This is a genomic window from Lacibacter sediminis (assembly GCF_014168535.1).
Classification (GTDB): domain Bacteria; phylum Bacteroidota; class Bacteroidia; order Chitinophagales; family Chitinophagaceae; genus Lacibacter; species Lacibacter sediminis.
Genome location: NZ_CP060007.1, coordinates 1,315,259 through 1,336,979, shown reverse-complemented (window position 1 = coordinate 1,336,979; position 21,721 = coordinate 1,315,259). Strand labels below are relative to the sequence as shown.

Here is a 21,721-nt window from a genome sequence, read left to right as displayed (position 1 = left end):
GCCATTAATTTTTGTGTGTTTATACTAAACATGTGTGCCTGTGTTAATCGTTGGTGAATTTTGGATTATCATTTTTGAATGCAAACACGATTTCCCAATCACCGGGTTCATAAATGGCAAAGTCGAGACCAAGCAATGCATCTTCTCTTGCACCATTATAACCAAGGCGTGAATAACCGAAGCGGACTCTGGCACGACGCCCGTCAGATGATGTAAAGCGAGTAGGTATTTCAACCGCAGGGATCGGATATGCCATTTTATAAGTAACACCTGTTGCTGTCATTACTTTTTCAAAACCATGTACCAGGTTGTTCCAATCTGTTTCAGTGAATTTCGCCGGGTTAATTGGATTATACAGCGTATCAAGGAAACGGAAGGTTAATGTATTGGTTGCAGGCACGCCAACTTTTACCACTTTACGTATGTATACATCAATATCGTTGTAAGAGAGATAGCGATTTGTATTAGCTCCTTTTATATTTATAATTGCTGAAGCATATATACCATTTGTTGTTGGCTGACCGGTTGATGCATTGTAGTTCGATGGCTCATACGGACGTTCTTTCAACGGCATCAGTTTCAGGTTGCGATAGAATCTGCGACCACCAGAATTCGACAACTCCACATCAAACAAATAACCTGAATCGGGTTGTGATCTGATAAAAGCTGACTTTGCTTCAGTCCACATGGTGAATGCACCTGAGTGTGGTCCTATCTCAAATAACGGACGATATTGCTTTTCACGTTTTGCTTCAATTTCAGCAATTGATTTTTCAGTGCCATCGTACGCCTGTTTCCAAACCATCACCGGAAAAATATCGGTGAGTTCAGGTGCAGGATCGCCGTTTCTTCTGCGTGGGTTCACGATCTTAAAATCTGATGGATAAGTTGTACTGCCCTGGTAAAAATTATCAGTAAAGAATGTAGTGCGTCCTAAAACCGGTTGGTAAGTATCAATGGTGTATTGCGAATCGGCACCAACCGTTTCCCGTTCTTTCGGCAGGTATTTTTTGCAGGCACTCACTGCCAGCACAACTACAACTGCAACCAGGTAATAACGGCGGCTATGTACTAAATTTTTAATGCTCTTATTCATCGTTATCTTCTTTTATAGAAAATGAGAGATTGATAATCCTTATCGTTTATTCACCCGTTTAATAAAATCGTTTCCGAAACCAAAGTCGTGTCCTGCGGGTAACAGGTGCAGCATACCGTTTGATGTTTTAATATCAACAGTGATGGTATTTACTCTTACCCAGTTACGTGTGAAGATGGAATTACGTGGATCGCTGAATGTAATAGCCTTGGGACCACCGCCCAAATAACCCGATGCATTGGTAGCTACATATTGCAACTGCATGTTGTAATCATAACGATACGATGCATACAGCTTGCCATCTGTAAATCCTTTTAAACTGTCAGTGTGTTGTAAACCGGGGATGATGTAACGGCAAACAAACGTATCAAGCAAAGCAGAATCAATTGTTGCCAGCGATACCTGTGCCATTGCAGGAATAGAATCTTTACGTGCCTGGTTAATATTGAACAATGCCAGTTCAAAACTTCTGTTATTGGCAGCAAACAAAGTAATGTTGCCTGTCTTTAATGCATTAGATAAACCGGTTAAACGGTTTGCAACAAACAGAAGCGAATCATACAAACCTGTTTGTGCAGTAAGGTATTCATACGTTGTGCCTTTGAAAGTGCCCGCCGTGTTGTTATAATCGTAATAGGTTTTGTCGGTCTTGCTGCAGCTTGTTAACGCTATTACGATCAACACACCTGCTGCGATCAACAAATAATTTTTTTTGATAAAACTCATTCTGTGCGATTTTACTTTTATTGAAAAAGTTTTTTTTACTTAAACAACCTGCTTATTGCCAATAACTGTTTTGTGTTATCTTCGAATTTCTGTTCAACACTTCCTGTGCTATTGGCCAGTAAATACCACCCTTGTCGATCAATTCATTAAAAGCGGGGTTTGTGCGTCTTAACCTGTTAAACCTCACCAGGTCGTACCATCTCCATCCTTCGCCCATTAACTCTCTTCTTCTTTCTGCAAATACTTCTGTTAACAGATCTCTTGATGGCCCCGGAGAAATGGAAGCAAGTCCTCTTATACTTCTGATACCATTTAATTCCTGGTACGAAGCATCTGTTTGTCCTAATACAGCCAATGCTTCTGCACGCAGTAATTTTATTTCTTCGAGGCGTGTAAATACAATGGATGAATTGAATACTGCAAACTGTCCTGCGTTACCCACATTGCCATCCACCACTCTTATCTTCTTGAACACAGGAACTGCTGCACTATAGTTTTCAAAGTAATTGGTATAAATTGTTTGCTGCACAGAAGCAGGATCAACACCAAAACGCTGATCGGTACCACCGTTGCTCCTTGGAAATGCTGCAGCAATAGAATCTTTTGAAACATATATTTCAGGCAACTGCTTCGACATGGGATAAAGCGTTGTCGTTGCCAATGTGAGTTGCTCAATGTGGCCTTCTGAAGTTGTTTCGCCCATGTTACGGTTAAAGCTGAAACCAACAAGCTGGTTATAGTTATTATTTACACCACTGTTAAATAATGTTGTTACAAGATTGATAGTTGTAACCAGTGAAAGATTACTTTTTGTTGCGTTGTTTACCACATACTCAGTATAAACAGCCACATCAATATAACGACCCTGCCATGCAGCAATATGTGCAAGCATTGCATAAGCTGCCAATCTTGTTATGGGTGCATTTAACCATTGTGAAGAATTATAGCCGTAATAATTATTAGGAAATATCTGTGCGGGATCAATACCTGAATACAGGAAAGGAAGATTAGGCGCAACAGCTATCAGCTCCTGTTCAGCAAAAGAAAGAACCGTAGCCTGGCTTGTGCGTGGCAGTTCATCAAAGCTTCCTTCTTTTGTATTGATGATGAGCGGAACATCGCCCCAGATCCTTGCCATATAGAAATAAGTGAATGCACGGATAGCTCTTGCCTGTGCAACATCAAGCTTATAATACGATTCAGTATAACGTTGATCTGCTTTACAACCAGCCACACGTTCAATAAACAAATTGCTTGCATTGATCACTGCATAAAAACGACGCCAGTTTGTAACAGCTTCTATTGTTGGGAAAGAAGCGTTGAGGTTTCCTTCAATAACTGCTTTCAGATCGGGACGATACACTGATTGAAAATCGCCGTTTCTTAATTCGCCCCACATCCAATGTGCATTATTATCTGCAACTGCTGCACGCAGCAATCCATACAAACCAATGAGACCGCTTCTTGCATCTTCATAAGAATCCCAATGTCCTTTTTCATCTGCCTGGCGGGACGATTGAATGTCCAGTTGTTTATTACAAGCTCCCATGAAAAGCACCAACCCTGCTGCAAGCACCAGTTTTTTTCCAATGCCCATCACCTTGTTTGTTGTTACTGACATAATCTTCATGTTTCCTGATTATTTTGAATGATTTCTGTTTTGTTATAAACCCACTCTTACACCTGTAATGAATGTGCGTGACAGCGGCAATCCATAGCCTGTATAAATGCCGTTATAGTTTACGAGTTCGGGATCATCGCCTTTGAATGGCGTGATGGTTAACAGGTTTGTTCCGGTAACATAAAACACACAGCTTGTGAATGTTTTCTTTTTACCTGTTTTTAAATTATAGCTGAGCGAAAGTGAACGGAGTTTTAAGAATGATGCATCATCAAGGAACATATCCTGTTCAAGACGGTAAGGAACAACTGCACTCCACGGATTATACATGGGATAAGATGACAGATCCATTTTCTTTTCCCAGAACGTAATTTCTTTTACTGAGTTGATGTTGTTGCTTGCTTCAACATTGATAAAGTTGAGACGTGATGATGCATACTGGTTTAATACTTTGCGACCAATTGCAAAATAAAACTGTGCATCAAGTGTAAACGATTTAAACCCGATGGAATTACTGAAGCCACCACTTACTTTCGGAATATAATTACCCTTTAATACTTTGTCTTCATCATTGATGGTATCATCGTTTGTAACATCAACCCAACGTGGATCGCCTGCTTTGAAAGGAACGCCTCTGTAGTTTGTTGCCAATCCTGATGGTGGATAAGCTGAACCAACCCTGTTGTTTAACAATACCCAGAATGCATCAATACGTTTACCTACTTCCAGTTTATTATTCCCAATGATCACTTCCTGTAAGCCACCGGGCAATGCAATGAGTTTATTATTGTTGTAGTTAAGGTTGAGTGCAAAATTCCATCTTACCGTATTTGATTCAGCAGGCAAAAGATCAGCAGCTACTGTAAGATCAACTCCATTGTTGCGAACATGCATACCGTTTTTGTAAGCACTGGTATAACCCCATTCAACAGGCACAGGAACAGGTAACAGCATTTCCTTATCTTCTCTGTTATAAATATCAAGTGCAAATTTTAAACGCCTGTTGAGTGTTGCTAAACGGAAACCAATATTCAACTGATCGCTGTAAGCCCAGGGAATACCATAACCGATCCATCCACTCGTATACGGCCTTGATATACCGGGCATACCCACATAAGAACCAAGCGTAGGTTCATTACCCCAACCCATATCTACACGATATTGTGCACCTGCATTAAACCTGTCGTCGCTCAACAATCTACCCAAACGTGCCCATGATCCAGTTACAGTAAATGCGTTGATACGTTTCAGTTTTGTGTCAAATTGTTTTTTGATATCCCATTCTGCACCTCCTGAGAAATTAGTGGTCCAGCGGTTATCGGGTTGCATGTTCGATGAACCATCTCTGCTTACAACCGCATGCAGCTTCAACACATCGTTAAATGAATAGGTAGCATTACCTGAAAAAGATGCCAGTGCCGAACGCATTTTACCCGGGAAATAATTAACCCTGAAAGATGTGGGCAATAGATAATCCGCCGCATTAGGGTCGCCATTCACAACGTTGATTTTTACAAAATCGTTAGGACCATTGTACGCATATGCATAATCATACTTATAGGTATCGGCCATAAAATTTTGTCCGGCCTCAAGCAATAACTTCTGTCTCTTATTCACGTTTAGTTTATACGAAACCGTGTTGCTGATCACCACACGTTGATTGTATCCGAAATAATTCGATACAAAATTGTTCTTCTCTAACAATGTAGTTGGCCAGAATGCATCACGGATACCTTCATTATAATCGAATGCGATACGTCCGTTATAACTGAATTTGTTAAGGTTGGCCGATAAAGCAAAGTATCCCTGTATAACATTTGAAATATTCTCGTCAATGGCCTTGTTAAATTCATTCAGGTAAGAACTGTAAAGATTTTTATTGGGTGTAAGTGGATTTGTAAGATCAGGATTATAACGTTGCTCAGCCAAACGATCACGGATGTTGCGGTTACGTGTACGTTCCATACGGTTATAAGTGATCATACTGGAAACCATTAACCACTTGATAGGTGCTGCATTGATGAAGAATGAACCGGTGTAGCGGTTGATGGCTGTTTCATCGGCACTTGATGCATTTTTTGTAGCCCCGCCAAAGAAACGGAAGTTGGCTCTTTCCGATCCGCCGGTTAAACTCAGATCAACATTGTACAGCGGTGTATTTTTATAATAGTTATCGATCCAGTTTGCAGGGCCGTAATAATCCACATTGGTTGAATCACGCAGGTAAGGAGGATAATTAAGTCTGTCGACCAGTGTGCCAAAGCGATCGTAAAATGGTTTACGGAAATTATTTTCGTATGCTGCGTTTACAGGTGTAACCGAAGGAGTTTGTGCAAAACCATAATAACTGTTGATCGAAATTTCCCTGTAACCGGAATGTGCATTCTTAGTTGTGATCCAGATAGCACCATTCGTTGCTACAGGCCCCAGCTTTGCAAGCACAACAGGATCTTTAATTACTTCGATCGATTCAATATTATCTAAATTAATAGCTGCAAGCAAATTGGTAGCAGGACCAATGCGGTTGAAATCATACTTCTGAATTTCATACGCAAATGGATTATCCTGTACAAGTGGAATACCATTGAGATATACAGCAGCCTGCTGATCAAATAATTCACGCTTACTTAAAAGTGGTGATGAAATACCACGTACAAAAATGTTCTGTTCTGTACCCGGTTCGCCGCTTGGCTCCTGTACATATACCCCTGCTGCGTTGCCTTTAAGCATTTGCTGCAGCGAAAGAACGGGTTGCTTGTGAATATATGTAAGAGGTATATGATTTACTTCGTGCTGTAGTTTTACTCCGTTGGTAACAACCACTACAATCGAATCTTTTGGCGCAGAAGCTGTATCGGTTTGGGCTATTGCGCCCAATGAAGTAAGGAAAGTAAGGACAGTAAGGATACACTTCCCGGCATTTGCAGCCAGAATCACTCGCTTATTCATAATTAAACAGTTAGTTAGGTTTAATATCCGTTGAATGATCACCTGTGTTGCAGGCAATCATCCCATTTATCTCATTCAATCCATCTTTTTACATTCATCATGCAAAAGATCATATTATGTTAGTTTTCGAAAAATCAGGCAAGCTTCAATGCACACTCTCTTTTCAGTTGCCAATAAACTATACAAGGTGTTTAAGGATAGCTGTTAATTACAGGAAATGGATCTAGTATTAATTCGTCTGAAAAAAAGCAATCGTCGTTAATCGTTTTTCTTTTCTACTGCATCACAAACGTTTTCTGAAAAAATATTTATGATGTTTTTATTAATTCTTTGTTGTTACCAAATTTAGAGTTGTGATCCTGTCTCTCCAAACCTCCCAACTGTACAAATTCTGCGCAAACGGTTGAAAACTCTGCGCAAACGGTTGTTCATTTTTTTGATTTCAAATCAAAACAACCCGTTCCGGTTCGTTTTCCGGAAAAGTGAAGCAAATCGATGATCTCTCCTGTCGCTTTTATCTTGATTTTTTATCCAATTCCCGGTTGTTTTTGTAGCTATAAACAGGTCATCCTTGTTTGCATTAATTCATTTAGTTTTGAAACCGTATATGCTGATGAAACTCTCCATACAAAATTTTGCTATAATTGATCAATTGACTGTTGAATTTCAACAGGGACTGAATATTATTACAGGTGAAACAGGTGCCGGTAAATCCATTCTTTTAGGCGCATTGGGATTAGTGTTGGGAAACCGTGCCGACAGCAGTGCATTGCGAACTGCTGATAAGAAATGCGTGGTGGAGGCTTTTTTCGGACTATCGAACCAACATATCAAAGATTGGTTGCAGCAAAACGAAATTGATGAAGAAGATGAACTGATTCTGCGCCGGGAAATTTCACCAAACGGAAAATCAAGAGCATTTATTAACGATACACCGGTTAATTTAACTCAACTAAAAGCATTAACCTCTGCACTTGTTGATCTTCATCTTCAGTTTGATACATTGGAACTGGGTGAAGAAGATTTTCAACGTGAAGTATTGGATGCGTTGGCAAGCAATACCACACGTGTGGAGCAATATCGTCAACAATATGTACGCTATGCAAAACTGCAGCGTGAATTGCAACAGCTGAAAGAACAGCAACAGCAGCAACAGAAAGAACAGGACTATCGTCAATTTTTATTAGATGAATTAGAACAGGCATCGTTCAAAGAAAATGAACTGGAAGATGCGGATCAGGAGTTGAAGCTCTTGAGTAATGCAGAAAATATTGCAACCGTTCTTTCAGAATCGGTACAGTTTTTAAAAGAAGGTGAAACACCGGTTGTGCAGCAGTTGAAAATTGTATTGCAACGCTTGCAGCAGTATAAGGATATGCATGCTGATCTTTCAGCTATCAGCGATCGTTTGCAATCAGCACAAATTGAGCTGAGCGATATTGCATCTGAACTCGATCATTTGCAGAACAGTATTAGTGTTGATGAAGCGAGAATGCAGCAATTGAATGAGCGTCTTGAACTTGGCTATAAGCTTCAGAAAAAACATGGCTTGCATTCTACCAATGAACTTTTGGCATTACTTGAACAATTGCAACAGCAACAACAATCAGTTGCTGATCTTGGTAACAGTATTGCTATAAGAGAAAAAGAAGCTGCTGCACAGCAGCAACAGTTAAACAAAGAAGCTGCTGTTATTCATGAGCAGCGCAAAAAATATATTGAACCGTTTACACGCCAGGTTAATGAATTGCTCAGTCGTGTGGGTATGCCCAATGCAAGACTGAAAGTTGAACTTACAACAACTTCGCTTTATCAATACGGAACAGACAGCATCAACTTTTTGTTTGATGCGAATAAGAGTAACCGCTTTGAACCGATCAGTAAAGTGGCAAGTGGAGGTGAGTTAAGCCGGTTAATGCTTTGTATTAAATCACTGGTTGCAGAGAAAATTTCTTTATCAACCATGTTGTTTGATGAAATTGATACAGGTATTAGTGGTGAAGCAGCCAAACAGGTAGGCATCCTGTTAAAAGAGTTAGCTGATCGTCAGCAAGTGATCACCATTACACATCTGCCGCAAATTGCTGCCAAGGCAACTGCTCATTATTTTGTTTATAAGCAGGAAGAAAAATCAGTGATCAAAACAAAGATCCGTTTGCTGAATAAGGAAGAGCAGATTGAAACCGTTGCAAAAATGCTAAGTGGCGAGAAACCAACTGACTCATCGTTGGTTACAGCAAAAGAAATGGTGATGGGATAAAATATACCTTACTGCATATCTGCTTTCGCTTCATCAATTCTTCTTGTACGATATTTCTTTGGCGACATTCCAATGATGGTACGAAAACGCTTCGAGAAATAATACGGATCATCAAAACCCATACTGAAGGCAATATCCTTGATGGAACGATCACTGAAATCCAATTGCTGACAAGCCTTCTGCATTTTCATCTGCAAAAAATAATCGATTGGCGCATACCCGGTTTTTTGTTTGAACAGGTTTGAGAATCTCGATACTGAGTAATTGTACTGCTTACTCAGATCGTTGAGCGAAATATTATTGTTGATATGCTCCTGCATGAAGAGGATGGCACTGTCTACACAATCGATCTTATCGGTATTTGTACCTGCATAGTGTCTTGAATTGTAAACAAACAAGGTTAGAAAATGTGATAAGCACATATTTGCAAACAACAGGTTATCGATACTGTAACCTAACTCAAGTGTTTTATAAATTTTGGTGAAGATGGGAAGAATATCGCCATTGTTTTTTACATACACCGGTTTGAAATGTTTCTGCACTTCTTGTACTTCGTTAAACTGCGGCAATGAATCTCCTCCAAAATGGATCCAGTAAATGGTCCATGGATGATCTGCGCTGCTTCCATACGAATGCTCAACATTCTGCGGAAGAATAAAAAATTCATTTGGCCCCACTTCATGTCGCTGTTTCCCGATCTGGAAAAAGCCATGTCCATCTACGCAATAAAAAAGGAAGTTTTCAGGCAACCCCTTTTTCCTATAGGTGTAATGATCTTTTGCTTTTGGATAATAGCCAATGGAGCAAACATGTAAATGTTTGAGCAAGGAATTACCCATCACCCTCGACTTTAAAATGGTTTTGGGTATTTCAATCCTCTGGCGGCCAAGACCATACCAGATATTCTTATACGAACCTTCCTTATTTTCCTTGATCTCCTTCATGTGCAATCGTAAATCTAAGCTGAAAATTACTAAAAAGAAATTTCCCGCATCAACCGTTTATAAAGCTAACTGTAATCATGTAAGTACATGATGGGCAAAGAACTGAAAACTGTACATTCGTTAGACTAATTTATTATTTGCCATGATAAAGAATCTCTTGCGTTTTGCCCTCATTTTTGCAGTGCTGCTACTTCAGCAATCATTCGTTGGCGCCGCTATTAAACTTCCCTATTTCTTTAGTGACAACATGGTGTTGCAGCAGCAAAGCGATGCAGCCATCTGGGGATGGGCAACCGCAGGAAGTAACATACAAGTGACTACTTCCTGGAACAAAGCGAAATATTCTGCAAAAGCAGATGCAAACGGTAAATGGAAATTAAAAGTGAAAACGCCTGCAGCCGGCGGACCTTACATCATTACCATCAGCGATGGTACTCCTGTTACGTTGAAAAATGTATTGATCGGTGAAGTATGGCTTTGCAGCGGACAATCAAATATGGAAATGCCCATGAAGGGTTTCCGAGATCAACCTATTCTTGGAGCGAATGATGCTGTTTTCAATTCAGCAAATGATCAGATACGTTTATATACTGTACCACGTTCCGTACAGCGTACAGCACAGGATACAACAAAAGCTTCGCCATGGAAATTGGCAGAACCTGAAGCGGTAAACAACTTCAGTGCAACGGCTTACTATTTTGGAAAGATGCTGCACGAAAAACTAAAAGTGCCCATTGGCTTGGTCAACATCAGCTATGGCGGTTCACCTGTTGAAGCATTTATGGATGCAGAAACATTGAAACAATTTCCTGAATTAAAAGTGCCATCGCCAACTGATACAGCCCGATTGAATAATCGTACGCCAACAGTTCTATACAACGGCATGCTGAAACCTTTTCTTGGTTATGCAATCAAAGGTTGTCTTTGGTACCAGGGAGAAAGTAACAACGATCGTCCAAAACAATACGAAACGTTATTTCCTGCTTTTGTAAAACAAATTCGTGACGAGAGTGGACAAGGCGACTTTCCTTTTTACTATTGCCAGATTGCTCCTTATAATTATAATAACTATGCAGCAGTGAATGTGGTAAATAATAATTCTGCTTACTTACGTGATGCACAACGAAAGGCGTTGGCAAAAACTCCTAACAGCGGCATGGCAGTGTTGATGGATATTGGTGAAGAGTTCAGTATACACCCAATGGATAAGCCAACAGGCAGCAAACGATTAGCCTATATGGCATTGGCAAAAGCCTATGGACTGAAAGGATTTGGTTATGAAAGTCCGGCGTTTGAATCAATGACCGTTAGCGGCAATATAGTGACTATTAAATTCAGCGGTGCACCAAATGGTTTAACTGCGTATGGTAAAACATTATCGTTGTTTGAAGTTGCAGGTGCCAATAAAATTTTCCGCCCGGCAAAAGCATTGATTAGTGGAGGAACGATTGTTGTTTCTGCACCGGATGTAAAAGACCCGGTTGCGGTACGTTATGCGTTTAAAGATTTTTGTGTGGGTGATCTGTTTAGTACAGAAGGGTTTCCTCTGTCGAGTTTCAGAAGTGATGATTGGTGAGATTGAACCACGGAGGCACGAAGACGCAGAGGATAAACTTTCTTTGTGAAAAACTTTGTGTTCTTTGTGCTACCAGTTGTTTCACAAAGAACGCAGAGTATACACGGAGGACTCAAAGATTCTAATTCAATAAAACCTCTACATCTTTCTTACGTTCTTCCGGCAATACAATCAACTTTACCAATTTACCATCCTTCAATTCTGCTTCAACAGTTGTATTAGCTGGTGCATGCAATTTAAAATGTACATCTTTTTCTTTCGGCCATGCGGGAAACAAAAGAATGCGTTGATCATCTGTCTGCAACAACATTTCCTGCAAACCAATCATACCACTGCCGCCCCAATTATGATCGGGCACCCAGTCGAAACCTGGTCCCCAGAAAGCAGGGAAACGGCGTTCGCTGTTTTGCAGTTTCAGTGAAGTTAATCGCCATGCTTCTTCGGTCAAGCCTAATCGTGCAGCCCAGATATTATCCTGTTTCCAACCAATATGACTGCGAAATTTAATAACGGAAGTATCATAGTTCCAGGTGTTGATAGCAGTATCTAATCCGGGTTTGCCAACGCCAAATATTCCCCAAGGAAACACCGGGTATAACTGTGGTGATTCTGTATTGTTGATACGCTCCCATGTTTTCGCTGGAGCAATGGTTGTGTAACCGTTGAATTGTTGATAGCTGAGAGGGGGAACACGTTTCAATAATGATTCAACATATTGTTTTTGCTCTGCAGTTAGGTTTGAAGTTTTTGCCGAAAGCAATTGTTTGATGATGGTTTGCAATGCCGCAACTGTTGTTACCGAATTGTTCGTCATCTTAAATGTTTCTGCAGCACTACCGGGGAATAGAACCAATTTCCCGCTTCCATCTAATGTCTTCGCTCCTCTTTGTTTGGCGAGCCATTGATAATGCTCATCGAAGAATTGCAGACAACTGATGATGAACGTAATTTTAGCGCTCATATCTTTGCCTGTGTATTCAGCTTCCTGTAACATCATCAAGCAAAATTCAAACACTGTATCCCATTCGTATTCGAGCCATGCATTGTACTCTACACCTTTATCAAAATAATCAGGACGCTTGGTGCCATACTCAGCAAAGTTGGGAAGACCAAAATTTTCCATCTGTTCAGTAAAACAAGCACCTGCATGATTCCAATACACTTTACTTCTTAACTCAGCATTTTTTTGAAGACGTAAATAAAAATCAAGTTGCGGTTGCAGCAGATCCCAATCACCACTCTTGATCATGGAAAAATAAACCAGGCGTTGATTTTGTGCAGTATGCAAGCCACCTCCCCAGTTGCGGTAATCAGGCGTCAATCCTTTGTTGATGGTATCGGTATAGATGGGGTCAACTGTTAACAATCCCCCGTTAAATTTTGTGGGCCACGTTCCTTTTGCATTGCATGCCAGCATGTAACGAAAGAGTTGATAGTTGCGGCCAACTTCCCACGAACGTTGCTCTTTTTTTGCCGGATCAACATCAATAAAACTTCTGCTCCAGAATTGTTTCCACCATTGCTGCGATTTTTGAAAAGCAGTTTTATCTGCTTTTACATTTTGCTGCAGCGAATCAAGTGTTTGCTTCCATGTATCAATGTTGGCGACCTGTGCATTGTGTAAAACAAGTTGTAATGCATGATACTTTGCGGCCGATTTACTTTTTAATGTCCATGCTTTGAAATCTGTTTGGGCATACGAACCTGTATCAGTTCCAACAGGAATAAAATTCTTTCCGCTGAGCGAACCACCAAATGCCAGTTTTTTGATTGGATTATACAACTGCTCTTTCACCGATTCCATTCCCTGCTGCTTCACCACCGCATCAAAAATAGTTTCACTACTGTTGTGATGAAAAAACAAAACATTGTTGCGGTCAAAGACGATCGCATCTTTTTTGTATACATTATTTTTAGGTGCTCCCCATTTCCATGAGTTACCCCAATTTTCACGTGTAGTTATTACACGATCACGATAACGCCAGCTTTCGTACGAAGCTTCAACAATGATGATTTGTTTACTGCTGATATCAATATGAGCTACAGGCTTAAAAACATCGGCCCATATTTTTATAGTTGTGGTAACACCATTATCTCGTGCCTCAATACTTACATAACCTTTATCGAGATGAAGCTGTTGTTTAAAGTTTTTACCGGTTAACGGATTCGGAAATAGTTTCACCCGGATTCTTCCGCTCTTCATCAACGCATTGTTCTCATCGAAGTTGCCGCTACGTGCAACATAGATAAATAACTCGCCTTTCTCTACCCACACATTCATGCCGATATCGCCGCCACCGCAAGGCATTGATTCGGATGCATTATTGCTTTGCGAAGTCCAAACAACATTATAGTTCCGTTGCTGGGCTTTGAGCGAAACCACAGTTAAAAAAGAGAGGAAGAAAATAAAATTTCGCATCAATATTGTAATTGAATGTTGCCAACAATTCCTGCCGGTTGCAAAGGTTTCCCTTTTAAACGAAACGGAGCTGTCGTCCACGTTACTCGTTTTTCAGGCGAGACAAGATCATCGGCAATCAAACGGTTATGCCATGTATTCGTAACTTCAATTTCAATTGTATTTGTTCCTTGTTTAAGTGCTTTTGAAATTTGAACCGAATAGGGATATGTCCAGATAGTACCACAATCAATACCATTTACTTTTACAGTTGCCAAATTGTACAATGAATCGATTAGGAGATTTACATAACTATTCTCCTGATTTCTGTCCCATTGAAATGTATTAGAATAGATGGCAGTCCCTGAATAATATTTTATCGATGTATCTGCAAAACTGGTCCAGCTTTTTAAAGAATCGATTTTGACTTTTGCTTCCAGGCCAACGTATTTTTTATCAAATTGAATTTGCCACCCGGTCTTCAATGTGTCTGATTGATAAACTCCACAGGGCAACGCATTATTTAGCAAAACTCTTTTATCTGTTTTCTGAAAAACAATAAAAGTCGATCCATGCGGAGGCAACTTCAGCAACAATTTTGTTCTGTCATTTTTCATTTCACCATATCGGAATTCGAATGAGGCTCCATGTTTTGGATCAAATAGATAAGGTTGTTTATTCATTTGATTAACTGCTGTTTCAACTATAACTTCTTTAGAAGTCTGGTTCGAAAAAAAATAGATATCATCTTCCGCAGTTCTCCGATGCGTCCACGCAATTGAATTACGTCCTTTCAATATTTCCACATCTCTCTTCACCCCCAATTTCTCAAACGTACTGTCCATATACGGCGCAGCAACAATATTCTTTTTATTGCCAAACAACTTTATCCATTGCTGATCGATCACCATCTTTGCACCGGCTTTAGCAAGTTGTTGTAATTTCTTTTGTACAGCAGCACTCATTGTCGGGTTTGGATTCATCAACATTTTTCCCGGTATCACCAACACGCCATAGCTTGCTCCACCCGGTAGAACTACTCTTCCATTCTTCACCTGCATCATCATCAATGCATCAGGATTAAATGAATCGTAGGTATATCCATTCAAAGGATCGATCCAATCTTCCGGATCGGCCATGTTTGCTGAATGATTGACACCATCTGGTATTTGTCTTAACGGTTGACCTTTATTCTCCAATCTTCTTTTCTCTGCTTCAACTTTTTCTTTTCCGAAAATGCCGGGTAATGTGCTAACCAAACGATCAGGTAAGATCGATCGTCTCGGCACTTCTTCTCCCGTAAACACAGCCACATCCACAACAGGATCGCCCATTTGCAAAAGCGATTGGCATCTTGTAATGTATTCGATCCATGCTTTGCTTTGTTTGAACCATGTCTGATCACGTTGATAATACAAACCCACACCATCAAGTGTTACTCCGGGTTTGCGATCAAGAAATGGATTATGTGCAAATACATGCATCACCATTTTATTAATGCCTAATGCAAAATTGCGGTCGCCCACTACTTTTAAACTGCCGGGATGTTCGGTCCAATCCATCCGCACAGTTGTAAACGATTCGGACTGGATAATTTTCTTACCGTAGATATGTGCACCGCTTATGGCATCACGCATATCATTTGGTTTATCGTGTGTAGGACTGTTTAACCAAAATTCACCCATCGGCAGATCACTGTGTTTATAATGCATCAAACCATCACTCACCATCGTTGGTGCAATCGCTTCTGCACTTACACTGCAACCCAATGCATGCGCTTCTTTTTTCAACGTGGAGTAAAACACATCATTCACCAACTCAGCAATCGTGGTACGTACATCATGCAATACTTTTTCTGACTTATCTGCGCTTACTATTGGTATGCCTGCCATCACTAATAAGTAAGGCGTCAGATCGTATCCTCTTCGTTTCTTAAACTCTGTAGCAAAGTTTGCTCCCCAGTTCTGACTGCCACACTCCCAACTATCCACATGAAACACTTTCAATACTTGTTTCGCCAGCGCAGGATCTTGTGCAAATGCTTTTCCAAACCAGTTATCGAATTGCAGCTTCACTGCTTTTGCATTGAATTTATCAACTTCCAAACCTAAACCTGCACCTCCTGTATAATTTGTATGACCGGTTGATGTATGACCAATACGAACGATCACCCAATTACCCGCAGGTGCTTTCCAGTTAAGATTACCATCTGCATCCATCTTGCCTGTTAAGTTGACGATGTTCTTCAGTTGAACAGCGGAACCAACAGGCACTTCCTCTTTTGTTGTTGCAGAACTAACACGCCATACAGAACCATTCTTCGATTCATATTGATTTATCACCGGTTCATCACTCAAATAAATTCCCATCACTTTCAACGATGGTTTCCATTTAGCCGCATCAAGATCTTCTGAACCAGGTTCGCTTCCCTGCTTTTCATATACAAATCGGAAATATTGAGCTGTTGTTTCAGGAATAGTATGTGTTACATCTTCATCAGCATCCTGCCAGCCATGACGTGGCGCCTGCAGTTGGTGCACTTTTTTAAACTCATCGCCATCATCACTTACGTAAACGGATAAACGATGTGCCTGGTAAGAATTGCCGCCTGTTTTAATGCGCACCGAACGACAGGTAAACGGTTTTGGATATTTATACTGTATCCAGCAACTGCTGTCGCTTTTAAAACTTTGATTACCGCTGCTTTCAAATGAAAGAAAAGATGCTCTTGTGCCATTGCTTGTAATAACAGATGGCACTAATACTACTTCGGAAAATGCAGCATTGCTTACAGCTGGGTAAGCATACACTGCAATGTCTTTATAATAATTTTCCTTGCCTTCAGGTTGTGATAAATTGATCTTTTCATTTGAACCTGCTGCAACATAGGTTTTCGTCCAAACCAGTTTTTGCATACTCATCTCAGGGGTGATCCACGGGCCACCTGCCAACGCAAAGCCATCACTCACATGCATGCCTAACTGTAGATCCAAACGTTTAGCTTCCTGCATGGCAAACGTTACAAGCTTCCACCATTCGGGAGACAATTGTCTTGCTGTTGCCTGAAATGGAATTTTTGAAACGGTATCCTTGATTGGCATGAGATAAGCACCACCAATGCCCACTTCTTTCATTGCTTCAAGATCGGCAGTGATGCCTTCTTTAGAAACCGCAGCATGCATCCAGTACCAGAATACCCAGGGCTTGGCTGATTGTGGTGGATTGAGAAAATTCTGTTCAATTGTATTCAACTGATTTTTTGATTGCGCCGCTACATCGACAGCAACGAAAGCAATCAAGCCCAAGATCAAAAAATATTTATTTATACAGCGCATTCGCAAACATCAAATGGATAATTATTCCATCGTTTTTAATTTATAAAGCTTTCTTATTGATTTTTTATTGTCAGAACAATACTGTCGTAAGCAATATTCAAACAAATTTAAATTTATCTGACCTATTTCCTTTTCGATATACTTTTTATGCTTCTTATAATACGATGACTTTAAAAAATATCCATCTAATATCTTCGGGTCTTTAGCCAAGTCAATCTTAAAGATTTCAACCAATTTCTCTGTTGGAATATGAGATACATTTATGAACGCATAAATTTTTGAATCATTCTCGTCTTTTAATGCCATTTCCAATTTGAAAAAGTAAAACATATTGCCTATTTAAAACTGCAATTTACTCTTTCCTTTGTCAATCGAAGTGGCCACCGCAATTCCACGATGATCTTTGTTATCAACGGCGCAATAGAAATGATAAACGACTCCCTTCCATTTCACCACAAAACTCTTGTGCGCATATTTGGCATCATAAGGTTCTGATGACTTAATGAGATCATCTCCTTTCCAATCCGTCCAGTTCACTAAATCGTAACTGCAGGCAAATCGGTTGAAGGTTTCTTTTGGCCTGCTCTCCCAGAATGCACCAAAGTAAAACATCACCCACACATCATTGATCTTTTGAATGACTGCATCGCCGGTAATACCAACACCATGTTCCATCACCGGATCGGCATTGTAACGTTTCCAGTTGACCATATCATCACTCACCGCCATACCAATACGCTCGAACCAACGCCATTTGGGTTTGTTGCCGCTGCTGTCGCCATTGGCATTGTAGTACATGATGAATTCGCTGCCGAGTGTTTTGTTTTTATCACGGATGATGGTGCTCTTATATAGCTTGCGGTTTTCCCACCAACGCACATCTTTATCAGTTGAACCCAGAACAGGTTGCGGCGACCTATTCCATTCATGCGGTTTGGTAGGATCCTTTGTTGTGTTGGCGATACCAATGGCCAACGGTCCTGATTCATAACCTCTGTCCTTTCCGCCGATATAACTCATCCAGTATTTGTTCTGAAATTTCTCCAGTTTGTAATTACCTGCCCATTTTGTATTCTGCAAAGCGATATAACCAGCTTTCTGATTATTATCCCAATCAGTCGTATCAGAAAAACTCATGATCTTACCCAATGTTTTCCATTCTAATAAGTCTTTGCTTTTTGCGATCCATGTTTCATAACCACGACCATCGAACTGGATATAAGTCATGTACCAATACTTGCCTTTTCGAAACACAGACGGGCAATCAATTTTCTTTGTATCGTTATCAGGTGTAACAACGAGACCGTATTTAAATGGAGTTTTCAGTTCTTCATATACTTTCTGCATTACTTCCTGCGGCACTTGTGCATTTGCCACAAAGACACTAAGTAATCCTACGCTAAAGCTTCGGATTATAAAAAGCGCAAAGAAGAAGTTTGTTTTTCCTTGTGCATTGTCACCTTGTTTCCTTGTGCCTTCCTTATTTAATTTCTTTTGCTCTTTCACCTGCTGATTTCTTTTTTGAATTAAACGGAACTAAATAAAAACTGTATTCGTAATAAGCTTTGGGTTTAATCTGGTATTGTTCTAATGGCGCTGCCACTTCGCTCCAACTGTCGTTGCCACCCACTCCCATTTGAATGAGATCAATATTTAGTGTGATGAAGCCTGCATCTTTCAATTTGTTGGTATGCTTTGCATTCTGAATATTCTCTTCGGTGTAAGGCCATGCACTCATGCTGAGTAAACTATCAGCTACAACTAACAACCCATCTTTTGATTGTTGATTGTGCAGATACATCCAGCGTACATCGGTGCGGTTACCGTTTTCCTGTGGCACTACATAGTTCTCCATAAAATCATTGATGGGCAAACTGTAGATCCCAACATCGGCTCCGTAGTTTTTATCAATATAATTTTCAAACGGGCCACGACCGAACCATTCGATTTGATCATAGCTTCTGTTGATGCCCATCTGAATACCAATCTTTGGAATATTCGGCAGGCCAGGCTTGATTGCAGCATTCAAAGTATAGCTTATCCTAACAACACCTTCTCTATTTATTTGATAGATGATTCGGGCATGAGCGCTATCCTTGGCAATTGAATAAAAACTTGCAACAAATACTCTGTCTTTGTCTTGCGTGAAAGTAATATGCTTCAGCACTGGTTTATTCTCATACCACGCTTTCAATACCCGGTGAGTCTTGAATCCACGCTTGTCATTATCAGTTTGTGGTCTTGTAAAATGCGGCAATAGAGGTGCAGCAATTTGCTGTTTTCCCTTCAGCTTGTATGACTCCAATGCGCCTGTTTTCTTGCTGATGAAAATGGAATAGTCAAATTGTTTGATGGTATATCCTTCGCCTGTTTCTGTATATGGAATCGGAGTAAAACGACTTGCTAAAACCGAAGCAGGTTTTAATACCAATTGATTACTTGCTACCTCAAACCCAACCGGCACCCATGATTCCGATTTCTGCAAGACAAACTTCAACTCCACATGATATTCGGAAGCGGCCTTAGTTTTCGGCAACCATTTTGAAACAGGAAATTCAACTGTTGTTGCAGGCGCTACATCAATACCACCGATCTGTTGATTGGAAATGATCTTTCCATCTTCTTTCACAACAATATAAGCTGTGTATGCATTTACATTCTTTACTTCACTTCTGTTAATGATACGAATGATGCCTTTTATTGAATCAGCCCATTCACACTGGATTGGTTGAAAGAGTCGCTTGCATTCATACATCGCACCCTTTGGTTTTCCATCTGCATTTACAACGCCTTTGATGGTGAAGTTGTCGAAATACTCTTCACCATAATCACCACCGTATGCATAGAACTCCACACCTGCTGAATCTTTTTTCAGCAAGCCCTGGTCTTTAAATTCCCAGATGGCACCACCGATCACTCGTGGTATGCTGCGCCACTGATCCCAAAACTCTTTTAAATTACCTGCGCTGTTGCCCATGGCATGTGCATACTCACAAAAGAAAATAGGACGATGATCGCCGTTGTTTTGATTGACGAGTAGCGGCGCTGTGTAATCAGATGGATACATTCTGCTGATGACATCTACATAATATTGATCAAGAGGATTCTGAATACGATGTGAATGATCATTGCTTTTTAAATAACGACTATCACTCGGATCGATATATCCTTCTTCTTTCGGACTGCCCATTGCAGGTTCGTAATGCAATGGTCTTGTCATATCAAAATCTTTGATCCATGCGGCCATCGCAGCATGATTGGGGCCACTACCTGCTTCGTTACCCAAACTCCACATGATGATGCTGGGATGGTTCTTATCACGCAAAGCCATGCGACTGATTCGCTCCACATAAGCACCGGCCCATGCTGCATCATGACTCAGCTTTCCACCCAAACCATGCGTTTCTAAATTTGCTTCATCAATCACCACGATACCAAACTCATCACACAAGTCTAACAGATAAGGATCGCTTGGATAATGACTGAGACGAACGCAATTAAAATTGAATTGCTTGATGGTCTTAATATCCTGCAGAATATCTTCTCTTGTTAATGCCTTCCCTCTTGTGGGATGATGATCGGGACGATTGACACCATACAGATAAGTCAACCTACCATTGATGAGTAATTTACTATCAGCCTTTCTGAATTCAATAGAACGAAAACCAAGCTTGCATGTTTTTACTTCCAGCACTTTACCTGTACTGTCTTCCAATGTCAACACCAGCTTATATAAATTCGGTTCTTCAGGACTCCATTTTTTTGGATTGCTGATGGTTGTTTCCATCAGACCAAATTTCACCCGATCCAAACGTGGATGAATTTCATTAATGATCTCGTCTGTTTTTTTCGAAAGTGATTGCTGCAATACAGGTTGATTGTTTGCATCATATATTTGCGCCTTCAACACATAGCCCGGCATATCCTTACCGGTTAAATTCTCAATTCTCGGACGAATGCTCAGCAACGCATTTTTATACTCTTTATCGAGTTTTGTTTGATAAAAGAAATCAGCTATCCGCAACGAAGGTTCTGCCTGCAAATACACTTCACGATGAATACCACTCATGCGCCATTGATCCTGGTCTTCGAGGAAACTGCCATCACTCCAACGGATCACCCAAACAGAAATTACATTCTCTCCATCCTGTAAATACGGTGTGATATTAAATTCACTTGGCAGAAAACTATCTTCTGCATAACCGGCAAACTTTCCGTTGATCCATAATTTATAGGCAGAACTTACGCCGCCAAAATGCAGCGTGATATTCATGCCTTTCCAGTTAGCAGGAACAGTGAATGTTTTTTGATAACAACCAACTCCGTTATAATCTTTCGGTACATGCGGAGGATTTACAGGACGGAACGGATACACTGCACTTTTGTAAATGGGTTTATCATATCCCTGCATTTCCCAACTGGAAGGAACGCTGATCTTTTTCCACCCGCTTACTTTGCTCTTGTAAAATTCTTTGGGTTCATCACCGGGTTTTAGCGCAAATGAAAAATCCCAATCACCGTTTAATGAAATATAGCGTCCGCTTTTATTTCTGTCGCCAGTCAAAGCATCTGCAACAGTTGCAAACGAATAAGCTGTTACTCTTGATTGATCACGATTGATGCCGCTCACATAAGGATCTTCATACGGTTCACGGTTGTATACCGATGGCTCTACAGGAACTGCAGCCGGTGTTTTATCAACCAACTGTGCTTTTGTTTGAACCACAAAGACGCTGAGCACACTAAGAAGCACAAAGAATTTTCTTCGTGTTCCTCTGTGCCTCTGTGTCTTTGTGGTTCTATTCTTCTTCATACT

11 protein-coding genes are annotated in these 21,721 nt (G+C 40.4%); 2 read left to right on the top strand and 9 right to left on the bottom strand.

Going from position 1 to position 21,721, the window contains the following annotated elements; all coding sequences use genetic code 11:
• Positions 1-43 precede the first annotated feature (43 nt).
• From H4075_RS05845 to H4075_RS05830, 4 genes are read right to left on the bottom strand one after another with little or no spacing between them, the layout of a single operon-like run.
• A complete protein-coding gene (locus H4075_RS05845) occupies positions 44-1,096 on the bottom strand; it encodes a DUF5007 domain-containing protein (protein ID WP_182805019.1) in 1,053 nt (350 codons plus the stop codon).
• Between the two features lie 39 nt (positions 1,097-1,135).
• The gene (locus H4075_RS05840) at positions 1,136-1,822 is read right to left on the bottom strand and encodes a fasciclin domain-containing protein (protein WP_182805018.1); all 687 of its coding nucleotides are present in this window, start codon (positions 1,820-1,822) and stop codon (positions 1,136-1,138) included.
• A gap of 52 nt (positions 1,823-1,874) precedes the next feature.
• On the bottom strand, positions 1,875-3,443 hold the full coding sequence (locus H4075_RS05835; protein ID WP_182805016.1) for a RagB/SusD family nutrient uptake outer membrane protein: 1,569 nt from the start codon (positions 3,441-3,443) through the stop codon (positions 1,875-1,877).
• A gap of 42 nt (positions 3,444-3,485) precedes the next feature.
• Entirely contained in the window at positions 3,486-6,392 is a 2,907-nt protein-coding gene (locus H4075_RS05830) for a SusC/RagA family TonB-linked outer membrane protein (RefSeq protein ID WP_182805014.1), read from the bottom strand.
• Between the two features lie 613 nt (positions 6,393-7,005).
• Between H4075_RS05830 and recN the strand changes: the two genes are divergently transcribed.
• Complete coding sequence (gene recN / locus H4075_RS05825; protein WP_255460364.1) at positions 7,006-8,652, top strand: DNA repair protein RecN; 1,647 nt, start codon at positions 7,006-7,008, stop codon at positions 8,650-8,652.
• Positions 8,653-8,660: 8 nt separating this feature from the next.
• Here recN and H4075_RS05820 read toward each other — a convergent pair whose 3' ends face one another.
• Positions 8,661-9,596, bottom strand: coding sequence for an AraC family transcriptional regulator (locus H4075_RS05820; protein ID WP_182805012.1), 936 nt, complete (start codon positions 9,594-9,596; stop codon positions 8,661-8,663).
• A 142-nt stretch (positions 9,597-9,738) separates the two neighbouring features.
• Here H4075_RS05820 and H4075_RS05815 point away from each other — a divergent pair, with 142 nt between their 5' ends.
• Positions 9,739-11,172: a sialate O-acetylesterase gene (locus H4075_RS05815; protein ID WP_182805010.1), complete on the top strand. Its 1,434-nt coding sequence runs from the start codon at positions 9,739-9,741 to the stop codon at positions 11,170-11,172.
• 121 nt (positions 11,173-11,293) lie between these two features.
• Here H4075_RS05815 and H4075_RS05810 read toward each other — a convergent pair whose 3' ends face one another.
• The 4 genes from H4075_RS05810 to H4075_RS05795 all read right to left on the bottom strand — a co-directional run bounded on the left by H4075_RS05810 (position 11,294) and on the right by H4075_RS05795 (position 21,718).
• A complete protein-coding gene (locus tag H4075_RS05810) occupies positions 11,294-13,591 on the bottom strand; it encodes a DUF5703 domain-containing protein (protein WP_182805008.1) in 2,298 nt (765 codons plus the stop codon).
• Positions 13,591-16,875 (bottom strand): glycosyl hydrolase, encoded by a 3,285-nt coding sequence (locus tag H4075_RS05805; RefSeq protein WP_255460363.1) that lies wholly within the window; start codon positions 16,873-16,875, stop codon positions 13,591-13,593. The genes H4075_RS05810 and H4075_RS05805 overlap by 1 nt, the downstream gene beginning before the upstream one ends.
• A gap of 369 nt (positions 16,876-17,244) precedes the next feature.
• Positions 17,245-18,411, bottom strand: coding sequence for a glycoside hydrolase family protein (locus H4075_RS05800; protein ID WP_255460362.1), 1,167 nt, complete (start codon positions 18,409-18,411; stop codon positions 17,245-17,247).
• Positions 18,386-21,718: a glycoside hydrolase family 2 TIM barrel-domain containing protein gene (locus tag H4075_RS05795; protein ID WP_182805004.1), complete on the bottom strand. Its 3,333-nt coding sequence runs from the start codon at positions 21,716-21,718 to the stop codon at positions 18,386-18,388. The genes H4075_RS05800 and H4075_RS05795 overlap by 26 nt, the downstream gene beginning before the upstream one ends.
• Positions 21,719-21,721: the final 3 nt, after the last annotated feature.

What these genes read in the sequence shown, in the direction of transcription:
- H4075_RS05815 (WP_182805010.1), top strand. Translation starts at nt 9,739, where the DNA reads ATGATAAAGAATCTCTTGCGTTTTGCCCTCATTTTTGCAGTGCTGCTA.
- H4075_RS05810 (WP_182805008.1), bottom strand. Translation starts at nt 13,591, where the DNA reads ATGCGAAATTTTATTTTCTTCCTCTCTTTTTTAACTGTGGTTTCGCTC.
- H4075_RS05795 (WP_182805004.1), bottom strand. Translation starts at nt 21,718, where the DNA reads ATGAAGAAGAATAGAACCACAAAGACACAGAGGCACAGAGGAACACGA.
- H4075_RS05835 (WP_182805016.1), bottom strand. Translation starts at nt 3,443, where the DNA reads ATGTCAGTAACAACAAACAAGGTGATGGGCATTGGAAAAAAACTGGTG.
- H4075_RS05840 (WP_182805018.1), bottom strand. Translation starts at nt 1,822, where the DNA reads ATGAGTTTTATCAAAAAAAATTATTTGTTGATCGCAGCAGGTGTGTTG.
- H4075_RS05820 (WP_182805012.1), bottom strand. Translation starts at nt 9,596, where the DNA reads ATGAAGGAGATCAAGGAAAATAAGGAAGGTTCGTATAAGAATATCTGG.
- H4075_RS05830 (WP_182805014.1), bottom strand. Translation starts at nt 6,392, where the DNA reads ATGAATAAGCGAGTGATTCTGGCTGCAAATGCCGGGAAGTGTATCCTT.
- recN (WP_255460364.1), top strand. Translation starts at nt 7,006, where the DNA reads ATGAAACTCTCCATACAAAATTTTGCTATAATTGATCAATTGACTGTT.
- H4075_RS05845 (WP_182805019.1), bottom strand. Translation starts at nt 1,096, where the DNA reads ATGAATAAGAGCATTAAAAATTTAGTACATAGCCGCCGTTATTACCTG.